This is a genomic window from Intrasporangium sp., from assembly GCF_051961875.1.
Classification (GTDB): Bacteria; Actinomycetota; Actinomycetes; order Actinomycetales; family Dermatophilaceae; genus Intrasporangium_A.
This window is the reverse complement of the sequence record NZ_JBQCCV010000165.1, coordinates 1-20415: the sequence shown is the minus strand read 5'-3', so window position 1 is coordinate 20415 and position 20415 is coordinate 1. Positions and strand designations below refer to the sequence as shown.

General features: G+C 69.2%; 17 protein-coding genes. 7 read left to right on the top strand and 10 right to left on the bottom strand.

Annotated elements, in window-relative coordinates; all coding sequences use genetic code 11:
• Window positions 1-185: 185 nt before the first annotated feature.
• Both ACTHJJ_RS10030 and ACTHJJ_RS10025 read right to left on the bottom strand, forming a co-directional pair.
• Window positions 186-1415, bottom strand: a complete 1230-nt coding sequence (locus ACTHJJ_RS10030; protein ID WP_440302800.1) for an ABC transporter substrate-binding protein — start codon at window positions 1413-1415, stop codon at window positions 186-188.
• 12 nt (window positions 1416-1427) lie between these two features.
• The gene (locus tag ACTHJJ_RS10025; protein ID WP_440302799.1) at window positions 1428-2492 is read right to left on the bottom strand and encodes an ABC transporter ATP-binding protein; all 1065 of its coding nucleotides are present in this window, start codon (window positions 2490-2492) and stop codon (window positions 1428-1430) included.
• A 151-nt stretch (window positions 2493-2643) separates the two neighbouring features.
• Here ACTHJJ_RS10025 and ACTHJJ_RS10020 point away from each other — a divergent pair, with 151 nt between their 5' ends.
• The 3 genes from ACTHJJ_RS10020 (at window position 2644) to ACTHJJ_RS10010 (ending at window position 4595) form a co-directional block, all read left to right on the top strand.
• Window positions 2644-3399 (top strand): FadR/GntR family transcriptional regulator, encoded by a 756-nt coding sequence (locus ACTHJJ_RS10020; RefSeq protein ID WP_440302798.1) that lies wholly within the window; start codon window positions 2644-2646, stop codon window positions 3397-3399.
• Window positions 3396-4088: a cache domain-containing protein gene (locus tag ACTHJJ_RS10015; protein WP_440302797.1), complete on the top strand. Its 693-nt coding sequence runs from the start codon at window positions 3396-3398 to the stop codon at window positions 4086-4088. Before ACTHJJ_RS10020 ends, ACTHJJ_RS10015 begins: the two co-directional genes overlap by 4 nt.
• A gap of 96 nt (window positions 4089-4184) precedes the next feature.
• The gene (locus ACTHJJ_RS10010; RefSeq protein WP_440302796.1) at window positions 4185-4595 is read left to right on the top strand and encodes a GNAT family N-acetyltransferase; all 411 of its coding nucleotides are present in this window, start codon (window positions 4185-4187) and stop codon (window positions 4593-4595) included.
• A 54-nt stretch (window positions 4596-4649) separates the two neighbouring features.
• Here the strand turns inward: ACTHJJ_RS10010 and ACTHJJ_RS10005 are convergent, their stop codons facing one another.
• Window positions 4650-5057, bottom strand: a complete 408-nt coding sequence (locus tag ACTHJJ_RS10005; RefSeq protein ID WP_440302795.1) for an SRPBCC family protein — start codon at window positions 5055-5057, stop codon at window positions 4650-4652.
• A complete protein-coding gene (locus tag ACTHJJ_RS10000; protein ID WP_440302794.1) occupies window positions 5057-8137 on the bottom strand; it encodes an AAA family ATPase in 3081 nt (1026 codons plus the stop codon). Before ACTHJJ_RS10000 ends, ACTHJJ_RS10005 begins: the two co-directional genes overlap by 1 nt.
• A gap of 108 nt (window positions 8138-8245) precedes the next feature.
• On the opposite strand from ACTHJJ_RS10000, the gene ACTHJJ_RS09995 reads away from it, so the two are divergent.
• Window positions 8246-9301 carry a class I SAM-dependent methyltransferase gene (locus ACTHJJ_RS09995; protein WP_440302793.1) on the top strand — a complete coding sequence of 352 codons (1056 nt, stop codon included), beginning with the start codon at window positions 8246-8248 and terminating at the stop codon, window positions 9299-9301.
• A gap of 175 nt (window positions 9302-9476) precedes the next feature.
• On the opposite strand, the gene ACTHJJ_RS09990 is transcribed toward ACTHJJ_RS09995, so the two are convergent.
• The 5 genes from ACTHJJ_RS09990 to ACTHJJ_RS09970 form a co-directional block, all read right to left on the bottom strand.
• Complete coding sequence (locus ACTHJJ_RS09990; RefSeq protein ID WP_440302792.1) at window positions 9477-11111, bottom strand: fucose isomerase; 1635 nt, start codon at window positions 11109-11111, stop codon at window positions 9477-9479.
• Window positions 11108-12640: an FGGY-family carbohydrate kinase gene (locus tag ACTHJJ_RS09985; RefSeq protein ID WP_440302791.1), complete on the bottom strand. Its 1533-nt coding sequence runs from the start codon at window positions 12638-12640 to the stop codon at window positions 11108-11110. The genes ACTHJJ_RS09990 and ACTHJJ_RS09985 overlap by 4 nt, the downstream gene beginning before the upstream one ends.
• A 56-nt stretch (window positions 12641-12696) precedes the next feature.
• On the bottom strand, window positions 12697-13464 hold the full coding sequence (locus ACTHJJ_RS09980; RefSeq protein ID WP_440302790.1) for an ATP-binding cassette domain-containing protein: 768 nt from the start codon (window positions 13462-13464) through the stop codon (window positions 12697-12699).
• A 66-nt stretch (window positions 13465-13530) separates the two neighbouring features.
• Window positions 13531-14589 carry a substrate-binding domain-containing protein gene (locus ACTHJJ_RS09975; RefSeq protein WP_440302789.1) on the bottom strand — a complete coding sequence of 353 codons (1059 nt, stop codon included), beginning with the start codon at window positions 14587-14589 and terminating at the stop codon, window positions 13531-13533.
• A 79-nt stretch (window positions 14590-14668) separates the two neighbouring features.
• Entirely contained in the window at window positions 14669-15658 is a 990-nt protein-coding gene (locus ACTHJJ_RS09970) for an ABC transporter permease (RefSeq protein ID WP_440302788.1), read from the bottom strand.
• A gap of 297 nt (window positions 15659-15955) precedes the next feature.
• Here ACTHJJ_RS09970 and ACTHJJ_RS09965 point away from each other — a divergent pair, with 297 nt between their 5' ends.
• Both ACTHJJ_RS09965 and ACTHJJ_RS09960 read left to right on the top strand, forming a co-directional pair.
• Window positions 15956-16984 (top strand): LacI family DNA-binding transcriptional regulator, encoded by a 1029-nt coding sequence (locus tag ACTHJJ_RS09965; RefSeq protein WP_440302787.1) that lies wholly within the window; start codon window positions 15956-15958, stop codon window positions 16982-16984.
• A 256-nt stretch (window positions 16985-17240) separates the two neighbouring features.
• Entirely contained in the window at window positions 17241-17912 is a 672-nt protein-coding gene (locus ACTHJJ_RS09960) for a DNA-3-methyladenine glycosylase family protein (protein ID WP_440302786.1), read from the top strand.
• A 224-nt stretch (window positions 17913-18136) separates the two neighbouring features.
• Here ACTHJJ_RS09960 and ACTHJJ_RS09955 read toward each other — a convergent pair whose 3' ends face one another.
• Window positions 18137-18859 (bottom strand): DinB family protein, encoded by a 723-nt coding sequence (locus tag ACTHJJ_RS09955; RefSeq protein ID WP_440302785.1) that lies wholly within the window; start codon window positions 18857-18859, stop codon window positions 18137-18139.
• 222 nt (window positions 18860-19081) lie between these two features.
• Here ACTHJJ_RS09955 and ACTHJJ_RS09950 point away from each other — a divergent pair, with 222 nt between their 5' ends.
• Entirely contained in the window at window positions 19082-20224 is a 1143-nt protein-coding gene (locus ACTHJJ_RS09950) for an FAD-dependent oxidoreductase (protein WP_440302784.1), read from the top strand.
• Window positions 20225-20415 lie beyond the last annotated feature (191 nt).

The following is a 20415-nucleotide window of genomic DNA, read 5'->3' as shown; positions in this document are numbered from 1 at the left end:
AGGTTGAAGGACCGCACGACCTGGTTGGTGAACGGGTCGGTCTTGAAGAACGCCGTGGCGAAGATCGCGGCCAACGCTCCGAGGTAGGCGACCACGAGCCAGAGGAGTGGCGGTCCGAGCAGGACCGCCAGTCCCTTGCGTTGCCTCATCGGGGGATCCGTCCGTTGTGCTGCCTCATGGGGGCGTCAGCTGTTGCGGATGTCGGTCCACGCCTTGGTCCACTCGGAGTAGTCGGTGCACTTGATGTCGGTGCGCCCGTCCAGGCAGAACGTGATCGGCGTGGTCCAGAAGTGGATCTGGTCGTAGTAGGCCTGATCCGTCGCGTGGTAGGTCGCGCAGTGCTGCTTGTCCTCGGTGAGCCCGCAGGCCTTGGTGTTGGCCGGAGCCTCACCGAAGTACTCCGCCACCTGGGCCTGCGCCTCTGGCGAGATGATGTGGTCGAGGAACTTGTAGGCGCAGTTCCGGTGCTGGCTCTTGGAGCTCACCATCCAGGTGTCGGACCAGCCGGTCGAGCCTTCCTTCGGCAGGACGGCTTCCACCGGAGCCTTCTCGGACTTCGCGACGTTGGCGATGACTTGCCATGTGGTACCGACAGTGGAAGAGCCATTCTTGAAGGCCTGGACCTCCTTGAGGTAGTCCGACCAGTACTCGCTGACGTCCGCCTTCTGCGTCTTGAGCAGGTCGACTGCGGCGGCGAGCTGCTTGCTGTCGAGGGCGTAGGGGTCCTTGATCCCGAGGTCTGGCTTGGTCGCGGACAGGTAGAGCGCGGCGTCGGCGATGTAGATCGGCGAGTCGTAGGCCGTGATGTGGCCCTTCTGTCCGCCCACCTGGTCGAAGACGGCCGACCATGAGTCCGGGGCCGGCTTGACGACGTCGGTGCGGTACATGAGCAGGTTGGCGCCCCAGCCGTGCGGGATGCCGTACATCTTGCCGCCGACGGAGTTCCACGGCTTGTCCTTCAGGGCCGACCAGACATCGGCGTAGTTCGGGACGAGTGCGGTGTTGACCGGCTCCACGTCGCCGGCGGCGATGAGCCGCAGCGTGGCATCGCCTGAGGCCGACACGACGTCGTACTGCCCGGTGCGCATCAGTTGCACCGCCTCGTCGGAGGTGCCGAAGGTCTTGATGTTGACCTTGCACCCAGACGACTTCTGCCAGTCAGTGACCCAGTCGACGGCGGGGTCGTTGGACCCGTTCTCGACGTAACCGGGCCAGGCGAGGACGTTGACCTCGCCCTCAGGGGAGCCGACCTTGTCGAGCGCCTTGAGGTTCGGCGGCACGAAGCCGCCGCCCACTGCTGTGGCCGTCCCTGCCGGGGTCGACCCGCCGCCGCAGGCGGCGAGGGTGAGCGCCACGGCGGCCGCTGCGGCGCCGAGCGAGGTCTTGGCGAGCCAGGACTTCTTGTCTGTTGACACACCGAACTCCATTCAATGAGAGGCTGATTCGGGCACGTCGATGACGTGCTCGGGGTTCCAGGTGAGCAGCACGCGATCCCCACGGCGCGACCCTCCGTGAGCGGATCCGTTGCCCGCGTTCTGGGAGAGAGCAACGAGGCGGGCTCCGGCGTCCAGCTCGACGACGTACCGCGTCACTGGGCCGCTGTAGACCACCTCGGCGATGGTCCCTTCGGCGCTGGTCGCCCGGCCAGGACGGGTCGTCTCGGGCGTGGGCTGGTGGACGGCGAGCTTCTCGGGGCGGATGGCGTACGAGCCGGCCCTGCCGATGACGGCCCGGGCGACCTCGCCGGAGAGCAGGTTGGAGGTGCCGACGAAACCGGCGACGAACGCCGACCGCGGCTTCTCGTAGACCTCCTGAGCGGTCCCGACCTGTTCGATCCGGCCCGCGTTGAACACTGCAACCCGGTCCGAGAGGGTCAGCGCCTCCTCCTGGTCATGGGTGACGAAGAGAAAGGTGATGCCAACCTCGCGCTGGATCGCCTTGAGCTCGACCTGCATCTGCTCGCGAAGCTTGAGGTCGAGGGCGCCGAGGGGCTCGTCGAGGAGCAGGACCCGCGGCCGGTTCACCAGGGCGCGCGCCAGCGCAACGCGCTGGCGCTGGCCGCCGGACAGCTGCGCGGGGCGACGGCCGCCGTGGCCGCTCAGGCGGACCTGGTCAAGGGCCTCGGCCACCCGCTGGCGTCGCTCCGCCTTGCCGACGTTCTTGACCACGAGGCCGTACTCGACGTTCTGGGCCACGCTCATGTGGGGGAAAAGCGCGTAGTCCTGGAACACCGTGTTCACGTCGCGGTCGAAGGGCTGACGGGACGTCACGTCTGCTCCGTCGAGCTCGATGCGCCCGCCGGTCGGCGCCTCGAAGCCGGCGATCATGCGCAGCACGGTCGTCTTGCCCGATCCGGACGGTCCGAGCATGGAGAAGAACTCGCCCTGCCGCACCTCGAGGTCCACGCCGTCCACAGCCGCAACCGGGGGGTGCCCGGCGAACACCTTGCGCAGCCGGACCAGCCTGATGGCCGGCGCGTCCGTGCGTGTCATGCTGCTCCTCGGACAAGGGGCCGGCATCTTTGCGCGGCCCTCTGGCGGGAAAACCTATGGCTCCCTATGTTTGTGCGCAAGGGGTTGCAAGGGACAATTTCGAGATCGGATCGGGCCTCGGGAGCTCCCGCGGTCGAGGAGGAAGGACACCTTGGCGGACAGATCGTTGATGCTCGGGCCGTATGCCGCAGTCTTCGCGCCGCTGTCTGCTGAGGGCCGCGCCGAGGCTGTAGCGCGACGTCTGGGCGAGGCGATCGGGTTCGGCCTGATCCCGGACGGGAGCATGCTGCCGGCCGAGAGCGATCTCGCTGAGCGGTTCGGAGTGGCAACCACGACCGTTCGACAGGCGCTCGGGGTACTCCGCAACGATGGGTTGATCGCAACCCGCCGGGGTCGTGGAGGCGGATCGTTCGTGCAGGCCCCGGCCGATGGCGGGCGGGCTGCCCTCGCGTCGCGACTGCGCCAGATCACGGTGGGTGATCTGCGGGACATGTCCGATCTCTATGCCGCGATCTCGGGGACTGCGGCGCGCCTGGCGGCCCTGAGGGCGGACACCGACGACATCGCCCGCCTGCGCCGGATTGCGATGACGCGGGTGGAGCAGAGCGACCGCCACCAGGCCGGGCGCAACGAGGGGAACTTCCACCTCGAGCTCGCAGCGAGCGCCCAGTCGGCCCGGCTGACCCGTCAGGAGCTCATGCTCCAGGGCGAGTTCGGTGCGCTGCTCTGGCTGGCCCACTTCGAGTGGGGGGCCAGCGGGAGCGATAGGCGCCACGTCCAGATCGTCGAGGCGGTCGCCGCCCGTGACGGCGATGCAGCCCGAGCCGCTGCCGAGGACCACGCGCACGACATCTTCCGCGCGGCGGCGCACCTGCATGAGCAAATCCGAAGGACAATGGCCCAGTGACCACTGTCCCCGCCCGGGCATTGACACCCGTAAACCGCATGGGCGCCCTCGGTCGGCTGATCCGAGCCGAGCTCGACATCCTCGGGTCGATGGTCGTCGAGCAACTGGCGGTCGACCGTCCACGCAGGGAGGACCTGGCGATCGAGGCCCACTGTCATGATCTCCTGACGACCCTCGATCCACCGCTCGCGGGAGCCGGCGCAGTCACGGCGCCGCACCTGCTGACCGACGCTGCCTACTGGCTCGAGTGGTGGACCTCGGACGGGAAGCGCCCCGCTCCTCGCATCAGCCGCCTTGCGGCGGAGCTCGACCCGAGGGCGATCGGATTCCGTGACTACACAGAGCTCGGGTGGTACGAAAAGCCGTTTGCCTCAGGCGAGCCCGCCGTCACAGGTCCGTATGTCGACTACCTCTGCACAGACCAGTACACCGTCACGTTCACCCAGCCCTTCCTTCTGGGAGGGAAGTTCGGCGGGGTCGTCGGACTGGACATCCTCGTCGCCGACTTCGAGGACTACGTCCTCTCGGGGTGCCGCGCCCAGGACCGCGTCGTCGTCGTGAACGGGATGGACCGGGTCGTCTGCTCGACGGACCCGGCCTGGGTCACGGGCGACCTTCTTCCCGGGCACGGCGACCTTCGGGTGACGGCCTGCCCCGACCTCCCGTTCCTCACGCTCACCGGTCCATAGGCCGAAGGGTTGGCGTCATGGACGACCTGCGCAGCCGTTCGGCCGAAGAGCGCAAACCATCCACTACACGGTCGAGACGATCTGAGCATCTGTGGCATGAGCCAGGGAAGGCGAACAGGGAACGAAGAGTGGAGAGCAGACGCCAATGAACCAGGTGAGCACCCCGATGTGGATCCCGATCGCAGAATCCGTGAGCCGGAGATGAGTCTGCAGGTGCTCGACGTCCCGGAGCGGGGACGGTACGAGATCGTCCGCGACGGTCAGGTGCTTGGCTTCGCTGCGTACCAGAAGGCCAACCGCCTGATCGTGTTCACGCACACCGAAGTCGACCCCTCGTTGGAGGGGCAGGGTATCGGCGGACGGCTGATACAAGGTGCGCTTGATGACGTGCGCACTCAGGGCCTCCCGGTGCTGCCGATCTGCCCCTTCGTGCACGCCTGGATGGGCCGCCACCGCGACTCCGCCGACCTGGACTACCGCCACCCCGGAAGCGACGTCACCGACTGACGGGCCACCCGAGCGCAGCGGGATGCCGAACGCCCGGGCTGGGCGGGCCGCCTGCTAGTGGCCCACAGGCGGTGTGCTCGTCTCCGCGAGTGCGGTGAGCCGGTGCAGGGACTCGGTGATGTCGCGCTGCTGGGCGTTGAACCGGTCGGCCTCGGCGGCGGGGATATCGACGGTGACATCGATCGCAGTTCCGCTTCTGGATTCGGCCAGTTGCCACACGAACTCGATGTCGGAGACCTGGCATGACACCGTGACGCGACCATGGGCGCGGTCCGTGTCGAGCTGCTGCGGCATCGGGAAGTCGGGGTAGCCGGTGGGCCAGCGGGTGAAGGCAGCAGCGCCGTCGGGCCGGACCCTTTCGGTGCCGGTCCACCATTCGGGGAACCGGGTGGGGTCGAACAGCAGCTTCCATACCTCTTCGACCGGCGCGGTCGTGTGGGTGGTGAGGGAGAACCGGGGCATCACGGAACCTCCAAGGGTGCCTCGAGCGCGGCGAGCTCCGTCTCGAGGCGGGCGAGTTCCCGGGCGGGTTCGACCAGCCCGACGACCGGGGGCCGGCCCAGGTCGACGAAGTTGCTCATGTATTCGTCGCCGGCGTCGGCGTGCAGCCGCCGCCAGCCGTCCGCGGCTTCTCTGAGGCGGCGCCGGGCTTGGTCGTCGTCCCCCCGTGCCAGCGCAATCACTCCCTGGACGTGCGACACGCGGGGGACCAGCGCCCAAGCGTGGTCGCTCTGCCGGATCGGTTCGAGGGTCGCCGCACGCAGCTCTCCGGCAGCCTCGTCGGGTTGTCCGGCCCGGGCCAGCGCTTCTGCCCGGATGAGTCTCGCCGCGGGACGACTGATGAGGGCGCCGCCGGACAGGGCGGCACCGAGCAGCCGAGCCGCCTCATCGTGTCGGCCGGCCGCCGCGGCGACCACGCCGGCGTCGTGCTGGGCGAGTGCGAAGAAGTCCGGCCGGTCGACGCGTTCCGCGTGCTCAAGCTGGATCCGCGCGGCCGTGAGCGCCTCCTCGTGGCGCCCGAGCCGGGAGAGCACCAAGGCACGGGCAGCCAGGCAGTGCACCTCGATGATCCCGCCGCCGAGGGTCGCGGCGACCGCTTGGTCGGCCGCCCGGAGCGCAGCGTCGAGGTCGCCCGCGCAGGCGAGTGCGCTGGCGGTGTGCACCCAGATTGCGTACGCGAGGTCGGGGCGGCGGGCTCGGATCGCCGCTGCGCCGCCGCGTTCGGCGACGGGTGAGCACTCTCGGAAGCGGCCCTGCCGAATCAGCGTCATCAGCCGCACGTTCTCCAGTTCGGCGACCGCCGCGTCGTCCCGGGGCTGCGGGAGGTCGGCCAGGATGGCCGCGGCTCGGTTGGGGTCTCCGGCGGAAGCCTCGCCCCATGCGGTGCCGATGAGTGCCTCGGTGGCCAGTTCGGCGGCTCCGTCGGCCGGCATGAGGGCCATCGCCTGCTGGTAGGCGGCCAGCGACCCGGTGGGGTGGCACACCACCGTGCGCAGCACCTTGCCACGGCGCAGCCAGGCCACTGCCTGGCGGTCGGCAGGAAGTAGGCCCAGCGCCGTCTTCCATTCCCGTTCGAAGTCCTCCGGTTGACCCAGCCACCCGTAGACCTCCCCGAGCTCGAGATGCAGTTCGGCTGCCGGGCCGCAGCGAATCGCTTCCTGCCAGAAGCTGGCGGCCTCGGGCAGTGCGCCCATGGACCGGGCGCGGCGGGCGGCACGCTGCCAGCGTGGACCGGCGAGGTCGCTGCGGCCGGCGCGTTGCAGGTGCCGGGCCACCTCCGCGGCGACGCGGTCCGGTTCCGGTGCGGCTGTCTCGATGGCGAGTGCCAGCTGCTCGTATCGCCGGCTCGACGGGTCGAGGTTGGCACGCACGGCCTCAGCCAGCAGCGCGTGCCTGAAGCCCAGCCCGGCCGGCGAGCGGCGCAGCAAGCCGGTGTCGAGAACCGCCTCTTCGGCATCGACGGGCAGTTTGAGCGCGGCGATCTCCGTCATGGACAGGGCACGGCCGGCTGCCGCCAGCGCTTCGGCGAGATCCCGGCCGGGCCGGGTGAGCGCGCCGGTCGCCGCGCGCACGAGCGCGCGCAGACTCGGGGGCGGCTCTGTGATGCCGGCCGCGATCGTGCGTGCGGTCTCGACGGCCAGCAGTGGGCTGCCGTCCGCGGCCCGGACCACACGATCGACATCGGCGTCGGGCAGTTCCGCGACACTTCGTACGACGGCCGCGAGCTCGGCCGGCGACAGCGAGCCGATGTCGATCTCGGTGACGTCGACACCACGACCGGTGAGATCTGCGATCAGCGCGTCGGTGTCTGGGCGTTCCGGCCGGTCCCGTCGTGTGAGGACGAGGAGCACGGGCAGCTGCCGCAGCCTGTGGGCGATGTGCGCGGCCAGCTGCATACTGGCGCGATCGGCGCGGTGCACGTCCTCGGTGACCAACAGCACCGGTCGGTCGGAGGCAGCCCACTCAACCAGTCGGAGCACCGAATGGAAGAGCCGCAACCGCTCCAGCTCGGGGGAGGCGACCCACGCCGGTGGCTCTGAATGGCCGAGACGGGCGGGGACCTCCGGGGCGAGCCGGCCGAGCTCGGCCGGCCACGCCGCCGTCGGTGACGGGGCCGGCACGGTCCGGGCCAGCTTGGGGACGAGCTCCTGCCACATCGCCAGTGGCGCCTCGCCCCCCACGTCCACTCCGAAGCCGACGGCGATCCGCGCGCCGGAGTTGTCGGCGCGGTGAGCCAGTTCGGCCGCCAGCCGGCTCTTGCCGATGCCGGCCTCGCCGGTGATGACCGCGACCTGTCCGTGGCCTCCGCGCGCAAGGGCCCACGCTGCCATCAGCCGGCGCAGATCATCGGCTCGGCCGAACATCGGCCGCGTCGCGGCGGACACTTCGGCGGACAGGTCGACCGGGCCGCGCACCTGGGCCCACGCCGCGCGAAGGTGCGGCCCCGGGTTCACACCGAGCTCCTCGCGCAGCCGGGTCACGATCGCCCGCGCGGCGACGATGGCACCGGCCCGGTCTCCAGCGGCGGTCAGGCGGCGCAGCAGGTCGGCATGGGCCGGCTCGTCGAGTGGTTCGAGCTCGCAGCGCCGCCGCGACCATCGCACCGCTGTGACAAGGTCGCCGTCCAGCTCGGCGGCCTCCGCCGCCTCGTCGAGGGTCTCGAGCACGTGCGCGTGGTGGATGCGGCGCGCCTCCTGCACCCAATCTCCGGGCAGGCCAGGCAACAGGTCGCCGCGCGAGATGTCCGCGAGGTCACCGTCGTGCACGTCCACCCACACCCCGGCCGTCAGGCCCACTGCCGTGCGGCTCGACACGAGGTAGTCCCCGATCGCCTTGCGGAGCGTCCACACCCCGGTGCGCAGGTTCGCCCGCGCGCCGGTGGGGTCGCTGTTCGGCCAGAGCGCGGTTGCCACCGTCTCGCGGTCGCAGGGGCCCGGATGCAGCGCGAGATAGGCGAGCAACCGGCCCTCCGGCGGAGTGACGGACATGAGCTCGTCATCGCGTTCCACAGCCACCGTGCCGAGCAGCCAAACGCGCAGCACACCTCAGGATAGGCCGTCCGGGCCATTGTTGACGCTGCCTTGACGGGCCGATTGACGCACTGCGCGCACGCTTGCGGCACACACAGATTCGCCCCGAAGGAGGAGCACATGAGCATCGATCAGACAAGGCTCGACGAGCTGCTCGGCCGGTTCGTCGCCGACCTCGGCGCCACGATCGGCGCCGGCAGCGTCGTCATCGGCCACAGACTCGGGCTGTACCGCAGCCTGGCCACCGGACCGGCGACAGCTCCAGAGCTGGCCCAGCGCACCCGCACCGACCCCCGCTACATCACGGAATGGCTGCGGGGCCAAGCCGCTGGCGGCTACGTCGAGTACGACCCCGCCAACGATCGGTACGCCCTGTCCGAGGAGCAGGCCTTCGCCCTGGCCGACCCCGACGGGCCGCTGTACCTACCCGGGGCGTTCGTCCTCGCGCTCGGTGCGCTGCGTGCAGAGTCCCAGATCACCGATGCGTTCCGCACCGGCGCCGGGATGGGCTGGCACGAACACCACGACGACGTCTTCACCGGCTGCGAGATGTTCTTCCGGCCCGGCTACCTGGCCAACCTCACCTCCAGCTGGGTCCCGTCGCTGGACGGTGTGGCCGAGAAGCTCGAGGTCGGCGGCAGCGTCGCCGACGTCGGCTGCGGGCTGGGGGCATCCAGCGTGCTGCTCGCGCAGGCCTACCCGAACGCTCGCATCCATGGTTCGGACTACCACGACGCCTCGATCGATCTGGCCCGCAAGCGCGCGGCCAACGCCGGTGTGGCGGATCGGACGCGGTTCGAGGTGGCGTCGGCGCAGACCTTCACCGGCACCCGCTACGACCTCGTGGCAACCTTCGACTGCCTGCACGACATGGGCGACCCGGTCGGCGCCGCACGACACATCCGCGAGGCCATGGCACCCGAGGGCACCTGGATGATCGTCGAACCGCGCGCCGGCGACACGGTGTCCGACAACCTCAACCCGATCGGGCGGATCTACTACTCGTCCTCGGTGTTCCTCTGCGTGCCCAACGCCAAGTCCCAACCCGGCGGGTATGCGCTGGGCGCCCAGGCGGGTGAGGCGGCAGTCCGGGAGGTCACCCAGCAGGCCGGCTTTGGGCGGTTCCGCCGCGCCGCGGAGACCCCGTTCAACCTCGTCTACGAAGCCCGGCCCTGACGCCCGGCAGGGCGGCAGAACCCATCCGGAACCCTGTCCAGAAAGGAGTGCCCTGACCACCGCTGCGCAGGCGTGACGTTCTGATAGATGCCGGCACTGTGCGCCACCGCGGCGCCCGGTGCCGGCGGTCACGCTCGGTTCCATCCAGGACCGCGAAGGTTGCTGCGCTCGTGCGTCAGAGGTGCACGTCACCGCACAGGTGCACCCGGATCCCGAGCTCGTCCAGCATGGCCGCCTTGGTGCGCAGGGCGCGATCCGCAGTGTCGGCACTCGGTGCGTACGCGACGTTCATGTGGTTGGCTCGGTGGCGCGCCATCAGCTGGTCCCGGCCGACGCCGTGCAGCACGAGGTGCATGATCGGCCATTGTGGGGTTGTCGCGTCGAGACGGCGCTGTGTTTCCTCCGCCGGCAACTCGATGGCGCTGCCGCGTCCGAGATCGGCATGCAGCACGCCGTCCATGATGAAGATCCGCGACCAGACGATCTCGCCCGGGCGCGACACTCCGCTGAGGGTGCCACCGCCCAGTGGGAAATACATCGGGGGCTGGCGCATGCTGTACGACTTGTCGTAGCCACCGTTGTGCGAGGCGGGTACCGAGCCGGAGATCTCCAGCACCCAGACGAAGTGCCCGTCGTACTGCTCGCCCCATCGGATGTCGTGCAGCGTCGTCGCGGGGTCGAGGCCCATGGCGGTCCAGACGCGGTTGGTGAGGAGCGAGTCCACGCCGCTGCCCCAGTCGACCTCGTTGAAGTGCGGCAGGGCCTGCCCTGCGTAGAGCTCGCGTGCTCCGTCACGGCTCATGACCGGAGGTCGATCGACGTTGTTGAGCAGCCCCTCGGCCAGGTCACTCGCCGGGACCGTGTCCTTCAGGCCCTGCTGGTACTGGATGCCGAGGCCGTCGAGACCGAAGTCGTCCGCGATGCGGAGGGCGGCCACGTAGAGCTTGTACTGGCTGAGCAGTTGCGACATCGTCAGCTCGGTGCCTTCGTCGGTGCCCAGATGGAAGGTCATTCCGCGCGAAACCAGCCACTGGTGCACGCCCTCTGCCTCGGCGTCGTCCACCCGGTTCATCTCCGCGACGAGAGCGCTCTGGGACAGGCGCTCCTTGTAGATGCCCAGCGGGTTGATGAGCTCGTCGTCGAAGATGGCGTTGTACATGCCCATGCAGCCTTCGTCGAAGACGCCGAGGATGGCCTTGCCCGAGCGCAGCTGGTGTGCGAGCGCGCGGCCGAGCGCGGCCTCGTCGTCCTGCGGAAGGGGTGGAAGGTCCCGCACGTGGCTCAGATCGTGCGCGACCGTCCCGGTTTCGAGCCAGGTCCGCAGCCCGTTCCGGGCCCACTCGTCGGTGAAGTCCTTGCTCCACAAGGCGGAGTAGGGCACGCCTGCCTTGGTCAGGCTCGCGGCCAGGTTCAGCATGCCGACCAGTCCGGGGAACTGGCCAACCCAGTTGGCCACCAGCAGGATCGGCCCGTGGTGGTCCCTCAGGCCGGCCAGGACGTGGTGGCTGTACTGCCACACTGCCTCGACGACGATCAAGGGGGCATCCGGGGGGATGGTGCGGAACACCTCGATGCCCATGCGCTGGCTGCTGATGAACCCGTGACCCGCACCGGGGTCCGGGTCGTGGGCGCGGTGCACCTGCCAGCCCAGGTCGTTCATGGCCGCAGCCAGGTCGGCCTCGAGCTGCTGCTGGGTTGGCCAGCAGGCTCGGTTGGCGCTGAGCCTCAGATCACCGCTGGCCACGGTCCACACAACCCCCGGTTGGGCGGTGACGGGATCGGACAGCGTCGGCAGCTGGTAGGTGTTCATCGAGGACCTCCTTGGTCGATGCCTGTGGTGCTCGGCCCACGGTCCGGCCGGTCCGGTGAGTGGGCCAACGCGTGCAACACCTCTCGGCTGGCGACGTACAGCTGCCGGTACAGCCCGTAAAGGCGGTCGTATGCCGCCGACGTCCCTTCCCGCGGACGGCATATCCGCTCCGGCGGGTTCCACTGCCGGATGTCGACGTCGGCGACCGCCTGGGCAGCGAGTAGCGCGCCGCCGTAGCTGGCGCCGATCGTCTGGCTCGGGATGATCTGGTCCCGGCCGGTGACATCGGAGACGATCTGCGGCCAGAGGCCGCCCCGAGTGCCGCCGCCGACGGCCACCACACGCCGTATGTCGCCGCCAGCCGCCACCATCGTCTCGACATTGTCGCGAACGCCGAGGGCGATCGCTTCCAGCGCGGCGCGGAAGAGGTCACCGCGGGTGTGGGACAGGGTCAGCCCGGCGATCACGCCGCGCGCATCGGGATCCATGATCGGCGTGCGTTCACCGGCGAAATAGGGCAGCATCAGCAGGCCATTCGCGCCGACACCGGAGCGGTCGGCCTCCCCGAGCAGCACGGGGAAATCCGGCGCCCCGACCAGGTCGCGCAGCCACGTCGTGATCGAACCGGCGGTCGCCATGCCGCCAGCGAGGCTTCGGGTCCCCGGGAGTGCGCCGACCGGGCCCCAAAGGGAAGGATCGATGACAGGTCGCTCGACGGTGTGGACCAGGAACATCGTGGTGCCGTACATGAGCATCAGGTCACCGACTCGGTGGGCGTCGACGCTGATCGCCTCCGCCCACGCATCGACGGTGCCGGTGATGACCGGGATCCCGGGCGGCAGACCGGTCTGCTCCGCCGCGCTCGCGGTGGTCCGTCCAGCGATGTCGCCGGGCCACTGGAGCGGGGGGAGCCGGACGCGACCGACGATCGGGTCCGCCCACGGCCGGTACCAGTCGTGGGTGTGGACGTCATACATCGGCACGCACTGGCTCGCGGTGTGATGGTCCAGGACGTAGGCGCCCGTCAGGTGGCGGACGAGCCAGGAGCTCGGGTTGTAGAACCGCCGGGCACGCGCGAACCGGTCTGGTTCCGCGTCGGCCACCCATGCGATCTTCGCGCCCGCCGCTTGGCTGGTGAGGCCCGAACCGCATCGCTCGAGGACCTGCCGTGATCCGAGTTGCTCGCTCAGTCGGGCGATCTCGCGACCCGCCCGCATGTCCACCCCATACAGGATGGCGGGACGGACCGGGACGTCGTTCTCGTCGGTGAGCAGCACGCACGGGCCCATCCCGCTGACCCCGACGGCGATGGGCGGGGCAGGTGCGCCGGCCACCAGCTCGCGGCTCAGGTCCACGAACTCATGCCACCACGCCTGCGCATCCATCTCGAACCAGCCCGGCCGCGGCGCATCGACGGTGTGGTTGCGTTGGCTGCTGCGCAGCACACGTCCGTCGAGGTCGACCAAGACACCCTTGCTGCTCGACGTACCGATGTCGACGCCCAGAACGGCGGGCGCCAAGCGGTTCATCGCAGGGTCCCAAACGTCTCGTTGGCGCCTGCAGCGCCGTCATGGGCTCCCATCGGTTAGGCAAACTCCAGTCCTGATCCTCGTTCCGCTCCCGTGATCAGCGAGACGATCTCCTGCGGCTCGACATCGGCTGCAGCCCGCACCCCGACCACGCGGCCGTGCCGCAACACGCAGATCGTGTCGACGAGATCGAACACCTGGCGCAAGTTGTGACTGATCATCAACAGCGTCACATGCTGCTGCTTGAGCCGGCGGATGATCTCCTCCACCTTCGCCGTCTCCTGGACGCCGAGGGCCGCGGTCGGCTCGTCGAGCACGACCATCTTCGGCTTCATGCCGACCGCTCGGGCGATCGCCACGCCCTGTCGTTGCCCACCCGACATCCCCATGACCATCGCGCCGAGGTCCGGGATCTGCACACCGGTCTGGGCCAGCAGCTCCCGGGCGCGGCGGCGCATCGCCCTGCGGTCCAGCACGCTGAAGGGCCCGAGCCTCAGTCTGTAGGACTCGCGGCCGAGGAAGAGGTTGGCGACGACGTCCAGGTGGTCGGCGAGGGCCAGGTTCTGGTAGACCGCCTCGATCCCGGCACGGCGCGCCTCGATCGGTGAGTGGAAGGTGACAGGGTGTCCGTCGAACGAGATGCTGCCCGAGTCCGCATGTTCAGCACCGGTGAGGAGCTTGACGAGCGTCGACTTGCCGGCCCCGTTGTCGCCCACCAGAGCGACGTGCTCGCCGGCTTCGATGCGCAGGTCGATGTCCTGCAGTGCCTGCACGCCGCCATACCGTTTGGACAGTCCGGTGGCCTGGAGCACTGGCTCGGGCATGGGTGCGATCCTTTCCGATACTGGTCGGCCGGGAGCGGCGAGCCGATGGGCGACTGAGGCCCCCGGTCATCCCATCCCCACGTCCTTGGTCCAGGGGTCTCCCTTGAGCGGCGCGTTGGAGCAGGACGGGTTGAGGATCGCCTTCATGTCCGTGTTGTTCATGTTGTCCTTGGTGACGACATAGACGCCGGTGTCCTCCGGGGACACCTGAACGCCCTTGCGCAGGTGCTCCACTGCAGCGATGACCGAGTCGAAGCCCATGCGGAAGGGGTTCTGGACGATGAGGGCGGAGATCTCACCGGACTGAAGCGCCTTCACCTCGTCGGGGGCGGCGTCCCAACCCACGAGGACGACCTTGCCCTTGAGGTTCTGCGAGGTGATCGCGTGCGACGCGCCGATCACGCCGGGTTCGTTGGAGGCGAACAATCCGCTGAGGTCGGGGTGAGCCGTGAGGATGTTGTTCGCGACGTTGAGCGCCTGGTTGGCGTCACTCTGGTCCGCCTGGTCGGACACGAGCTTCAGGCCTGGGTACTTCTTCAGGCCTTCGATGAAGCCGCTCTTGCGCTGGTCGTTGGTCATCGAGCCCGGCTGGAACTCGAGGAGCGCAACGCTGCCCTTGCCGTGCAGCAGCGTGTTCATCAGGTCGGCGACCTGGCCGGCCCCCTTGACGTTGTCGGTGGCGAAGAGTGGGACGCTCTGCGGTGTGGTGCCGGAGTCGATGTTGTAGACCGGGATCTTTGCCTGTTGGGCGCTGCTCGTGACCTGGACGAGCGCCTTTGCGTCAGTGGCGGCGTAGATGAGGGAGTCGACCCCCCGCGTGATGTAGCCATCGAGCAGGTTCACCTGGCCGGTGACATCCGTCTCTGCGGCCACCCCGTTCCACTCGATGTTGACGTTTCCGAGCTTCTGCGCGGCGCATTTGGCCCCGTCCTCGACATGGGTCCAGTAGTCGAACCCGACCGCCTTCGGGATGACGGCGATGTTGAGGCCGCCCCCGGTGCCCGTGGCCGAGCCTCCAGGGGCCCCAGTTGCAGCGGGTGAACTGCTGGGTGAGCTGCCACCGCAAGCAGCCAGGGCGAGTGGCAGGGCGAGCGCCGCTGCGGCATAGAGTCGACGTGATCTCACGGCGACCTCCTTGATCGATTGTTCTTCTGGATGTGCCGCGTGCGTTGCCGGCAGAGGTCAACAACCACGGCTTGGCTGGCTATGTTGACCGGGCCCGGTCGGTGATGCGCCGGCGTCGGAACTGGTCCCACAACACGGCGAGCCAGACGACGATGCCGATGATGACGTCCTGCCAGTAGATGTTGACGTTCACCAGGACCGAGCCGTTGCGGATCAGCTGGATGAGGAACGCGCCGATGATCGCACCGGAGACCGTGCCCTGGCCCCCGAAGAGGCTGGCGCCACCGATCACGGCCGCGGCAATGGCATCGAGCTCAAGGCCAGTCCCATAGTTGGGCTGGCCGGACGACACCCGGGAGGCAGCGATCATGCCTCCGAACCCGGCGAGCACGCCTTGCAACACGTAGACGATGACCAGGTAGCGGCTGACCGGGATGCCCATCAAGCGGGACGCGTCGGCGTTGGAGCCGATGGCGTAGGAGTAGCGGCCCAGCTTGGTGCGCATGAAGATGAACGCGAAGACGATGATCACGCCGACCAGGCAGATGGCCGGGACCGGGATCGGTCCCACCAACCCCTGGCCGAGCACGTTGAACTCCGGCGGCGTGCCATAGACCGCGACGGCGCCGGTGACGACGAAAGTCAGGCCGCGCGCCACACCCATCATGCCGAGCGTCGCGATGAACGGTGCCAGCCTCGTCCAGCCGATGAGGGCCCCATTCACCAGTCCCGCCCCAGCGCCGACAAGCACCCCCAGCACGACGGCGATCGGCCAGGCAATGTGCCCGTTCACCATGAGCATGGTGCCGAGCACTCCGGACAAGGCTGCGACCGAGCCGACCGAGAGGTCGATCCCTGCCGTCACGATCACCAGGGTCGCTCCGACGGCGATGATCGCGGTGACGGCCGCCTGCACGACGACCTGACTGAGGTTGCGATAGGTCAGGAACTCCGGCGACATGATCGTCAACACGACCATGATGATGATGATCGCGACGAGGGCGGCGGCCTGGGAGACAAGTTCCGAGAGGCGGCGTCGCATCGGTGCGCGCCAATCCGTCAACTCCATGTGACGGCGGTCCGGCTCGGGGGCGTACGGCGGCTGAGGCGCGGCAGGCGTCGCGCTGTTCGGCTCGCCGGAGCCGGACACCGTCAACTCCGCAGACGACTGAAGGAAGAACCACCATCAGACACGAACGGCTTCCTCTCCATCGAGAACCGCCACGCTCAACGCGCTGTCTGAAATCGATATCAGCGTAAGTCCGCCGTAGCGGCATGGTCAACGGTGTCGGGGCCTCGATGACCACGCGAACGTGAACGGCGGAGCAGAGCTCCGCTGCGCGCGGAGGGCTAATCTCAAGGGGCCATGGCAACGATCTATGAGGTCGCGGCAGTCGCGGGTGTCTCGCCTGCGACCGTCTCCCGTGTCCTGAACGGTGCCCGCGTCTCGCCCGAGCGTGAGGCACGGGTGCGCGCCGCTGCGGAAGCGCTGCGCTTCACGCCGAACCGGACGGCGCGGTCGCTCCGGCGCCGCGGCTCGGAGGTCATCGCGCTGGTGATTCCAGACATCGAGAACCCCTTCTTCACCTCCCTTGCCCGCGGAGTCGAGGACACGGCGTCCCAAGCCGGGCTGTCAGTGGTTCTGTGCAACACCGACGAGGATCTCGACAAGGAGGCGCGCTACCTGCGGATCGTCATGGCCGAAAATGTCGCCGGCGTAATCCTGGCGCCGGCGTCGAAGCGGACCGACATCGCACCTCTGTCAGAACGAGCAACGCCGGTCGTGATGGTCGACCGTTCGCACACCAGTGCCGTTGTGGACACGGTCGTCGTCGACAACGCGAGCGGAGCGAGCCGGGCCACCGAGCTGCTCTACGAGCATGGCTACTCACTGGTCGCGTGCATCACCGGCCCACCGGGCGTGGACACGGCCACCCGTCGGGCGGCCGGGTGGCGGAAGGTGTTCACGGCACGACATCCCGAGCGGCGGGCTGACGCCTACCTGCGCCGGGCGGACTTTCGGGTGGACGGCGGACGCGCCGCCATCGCCGACCTCATGTCGATGCCCGACCCGCCCGACGCGGTCTTCGTGACCAACAACCTGATGTCCGTCGGGGCCATCCAATGGCTGACCGAAGCACGGCTGGGCCCGCCTGCGGTGGGCATCATGTCGTTCGGGGCCCTGCCCTTCGCGACGCAGACGCCGGCCGGCGTGTTCGTGGTCGGCATCCCTGACTACGCCCTTGGCGAGACCGCGGCCAAGTTGCTCATTGAACGAATATCCGGTGCTCCCGATCCGACGAGGACGATCGTCCTCCCGACCGTGGAAATCGACCAGGCCGACGCGGAGCCGGTCCCCGAAGCCGCGCGGGCGGCCAAGGAGGTACGCCACTGAGCGCGCCCGGGCCTCGCGCAGCTTGGATCTGGTGGCCAGGGGAGGGTCGAACCGCCGACCGTCCGATTTTCAGCCGCCCGGGGACTGCACCAGAGGAGAGTGCAAGTCGGCGTCTGCGGGCTGCCACCAGTGGGACACATGACTTCCCAATCGCGGCCCGTCGTCCTCTGGGCACGACTTGCGGACGGGGTTCGCGTTGGGGGAGACCTGCCGCAGCCCCTGCCAGGTTCAGTCCTTGCTTGCGTAGGCCGGCACGATGGATGAGCTCACCTTCACGGCTGCCGTGGACGACCTGGTCGCGCGCGACGCCGACCTCCGCCGGCTCGTCGACGAGCACGGTCGCCCGCGACTGTGGACTCGCCCCGCAGGCTTCCCCGCCCTCGTCCTGCTCATCCTCGAGCAGCAGGTGAGCCTCGCCTCCGCCGCAGCCGCCTACGGACGCGTCCGCGACCGCCTCGGAGCGATGGCGCCGGAGCTGCTCCTTCGCACGTCCCCGGAGGATCTACGCGCGGACGGTGTCTCGCGGCAGAAGGACCGCTACCTCCGCGCCCTGTCCGACGCGCTCGTCCGCGGGGGCCTCGACCTCGACGTCCTCGCGACCATGCCCGATGACGAGGCGCGGCGGGCACTCGTCGCGCTGCCGGGGATTGGCGTCTGGACGGCGGACGTCTACCTGCTTGCCTGCCTCGGGCGGCCGGACCTGTGGCCGGTCGGCGACCGGGCCCTGCAGGTTGCCACCGCTGAGGCGCTCGGACTGGGCGACGTGCCCGGGCGCGCGGAGCTCGACCGCCTCGGCGAGCGGTGGCGCCCCCTGCGCTCGACCGCCGCACGACTGCTCTGGCACGGGTACCTCGCCCGGCGCGGCCGGGCCGACACGACCATCGACCCCCTCGGGTCAACCATCGTTCGCACCATTCAGTCCTCTTGAACCCGACCACGTCGTCAGGAGGGTTCCCGGGGGAGCCGGCGGAGCGGCATACCCCATTGCCCGTATGCCGCATAGCCCTTTGGCTGCCCTGATCGCGGTTGCGAGTGGTTGTCCGGGGCCCCTTGCGGGTCCCGCGGCGTCCAAGATCACGTGACCGCGCCGTTGTTCTCACCGCACGCGAGGCGGTGACCTGCGACGACCTCTCCCCGCCAACCCGCCGAGAGCTACACGACCCCCAGCCGCGACAACTTGTCCAGGTCGCGCATGCAGAAGCCGTGGTGTTCCCACTCCTCGTTGAGCACAGTGCCGAGGCATTGCCGCACGCGCCGGCCCTTGGCATACGGCGGCCATCTGTCGTCGTCCGGCACGGGCGCGGGCTCTGCGAGTCGTTCGGGGGTGACCTCGGCCAGCCACGCCTCAAGTTCCGACGCCTGCCGGTCGCGCACGACGAGCACCTCGTCGAGACTCGGCCGGGCGGACTGGTCGAGACCCAGCGCCTCCTGATCCGGCACGAACGGAGATGCCAGCCCCACCGCCGTGAACGGCTCGGTCAGCCCAAGCACGCAGCGCCGGAACCACGAGTCGTGCACGAAGACGAGGTGCCGCAGGGTCTCGACCATCGACCACTCGCCGTCGACACCCTGATGCTCGCTGCCCACGGGCATGGACCGGACTCGACCGACTGTCGTAGCCCAGTCATCCACGAGCTGTCGCCATGCCTTTCGCAGGTCATCCGGCTCATCGGAGCGGATGAGCAGCCGCACCGGGTGGCGGCGGTCGAGCTCCGCCTCGACGTACGGCATCACCTCGACCCCGTTGACCGTGAGGTTGGTGACCAGGCCGTCGATCTCGACGTTCTGCATGACGACACCAACCAGCCGCGCGCCACTCAGGTCGCATTCCCGGAACTCCGCCCCAGTCAGGTCCTCGTCGTCAAAGCGCCGCATGCAGACAGGCTAAGACGCACCACCCACACGCGACCGGATCTGGCGCGATGTGCTCAGGGCGGTGCTGTTGCCGTCGCCCTACGCTCTCGCCCCGGTCACCGCCGCTGCTCGTCCCTTTCCGTCCAGGCAGACGCGAGTGGAAGTGGCATTCGCCGACTCCTGCTCCTCTCATAGCGATCGCCCCCGGGGCGACGGGGGAGGGCTGCTCAGTAGGGTGCCTCCATGACCGGCCGAAACCGCCTCACTGCGATCGTCGTCGGCGCCGGAGCATGGGGCCTTCCCGCCGCGACCCAGCTCGCGCTGCGTGGGCACGAGGTGACGCTGATCGACCGGTACGGCGTGGCGAACCTGCTGTCCTCGTCGTCCGGCCCGACCCGGGTCTGGCGGCACGCGGACACCAATCCGGTGCTGTGCCGGCTGGGCCTGCGCAGTGTCGGCGCCATGGATCGGCTCGCCGCCCGCTCGGGGATGGAGGTCTACCGGAAGGTGGGAATCCTCTGGCGCGACCACGACCCCTCCGGGCTGCTGACCACGCTACGGGAAGAGGGCGTCGACCACGCCGAGGTGGACGCAGCCGACGTCGGACGGTGGCTGCCGGGTCTGGTCCCGGACGACCGACCTGCAGTCTGGACGCCCCTGGGCGGGTGCGTGCTCGCCGCCGCCTCGTTGGCTGCACAGGAGAAGCTGTTCCGGGAGGCCGGGGGTCGAGTACTACTCGACGAGGTCGTCGGGCTTGACGCGAGCCGCGGGACCGTGGACCTGCGCGACGCAGGCCGGATTGCTGCCGACGCCGTCGTCGTCGCCCCCGGGCCCGGTGCGGTGGCGTTGCTGCCGATGCTCGAGGTCACCGTGCCGCTGGTTCCGCAGCTGGAGCAGGTGGTGCACTTCGGTTCCCCGGACGCGCCGCACCGCTACGATGACGTGCCGTGCCTGTTCGAGGGGGAGTACGGCGCGAGCCCCGGCTTCTACTCGATGCCCACCCCGGGCCGTGGCTACAAGATCGGCCTGAACGAGCAGATGCGAGCGTGGACACCGGAGGACCTCGACCGCACACCGTCGCAGAAGCGGACCGAGGCGACCGCCGTCGAGGCGGCCCGACTCGGCTTCATCACCGACCCGGTTCTCGACGCGCAGATCTGCAGCTGGACCGACTCTCCCGACGGCCTGTTCGTGGTCGACCGGATCGACCGCGTCGTCCTCGCCTGTGGTGACTCAGGGGCCGGCTTCAAGTTCTCGGCGTTGATGGGCGAGATCCTCGCCGATCTCGCCGAGGGAGCAGAGCCGGACGACGACATCGCCTCACTAGGGCTGGCGCGGTTCGACAGGCCGACACCGCCCAGTCGCCGACGGGGCCACTTCATCTGAGCGCGCCCGGCACGACTGGTGCGCTCAGACCTCAGCAGGCCCCGGCGGAAGACGTCGACCGGTTCGGTGATGCGGGCTGGCATCCGATCCACTCCTCCAGCTTCGGCAGGAACTGAGCCCGCTGGCGGCCACCCGTTGCCTCCCAGGAAGCCAAGCACGGCGATCGGCACGGACACCCATTCCACGGAGGG

Coding starts and splice junctions, on each gene's coding strand:
- ACTHJJ_RS10025 (WP_440302799.1), bottom strand. CDS start 2,492: ATGACACGCACGGACGCGCCGGCCATCAGGCTGGTCCGGCTGCGCAAG.
- ACTHJJ_RS10010 (WP_440302796.1), top strand. CDS start 4,185: ATGAGCCAGGGAAGGCGAACAGGGAACGAAGAGTGGAGAGCAGACGCC.
- ACTHJJ_RS10005 (WP_440302795.1), bottom strand. CDS start 5,057: ATGCCCCGGTTCTCCCTCACCACCCACACGACCGCGCCGGTCGAAGAG.
- ACTHJJ_RS09995 (WP_440302793.1), top strand. CDS start 8,246: ATGAGCATCGATCAGACAAGGCTCGACGAGCTGCTCGGCCGGTTCGTC.
- ACTHJJ_RS09990 (WP_440302792.1), bottom strand. CDS start 11,111: ATGAACACCTACCAGCTGCCGACGCTGTCCGATCCCGTCACCGCCCAA.
- ACTHJJ_RS09985 (WP_440302791.1), bottom strand. CDS start 12,640: ATGAACCGCTTGGCGCCCGCCGTTCTGGGCGTCGACATCGGTACGTCG.
- ACTHJJ_RS09980 (WP_440302790.1), bottom strand. CDS start 13,464: ATGCCCGAGCCAGTGCTCCAGGCCACCGGACTGTCCAAACGGTATGGC.
- ACTHJJ_RS09970 (WP_440302788.1), bottom strand. CDS start 15,658: ATGGAGTTGACGGATTGGCGCGCACCGATGCGACGCCGCCTCTCGGAA.
- ACTHJJ_RS09965 (WP_440302787.1), top strand. CDS start 15,956: ATGGCAACGATCTATGAGGTCGCGGCAGTCGCGGGTGTCTCGCCTGCG.
- ACTHJJ_RS09960 (WP_440302786.1), top strand. CDS start 17,241: ATGGATGAGCTCACCTTCACGGCTGCCGTGGACGACCTGGTCGCGCGC.
- ACTHJJ_RS09955 (WP_440302785.1), bottom strand. CDS start 18,859: ATGCGGCGCTTTGACGACGAGGACCTGACTGGGGCGGAGTTCCGGGAA.
- ACTHJJ_RS09950 (WP_440302784.1), top strand. CDS start 19,082: ATGACCGGCCGAAACCGCCTCACTGCGATCGTCGTCGGCGCCGGAGCA.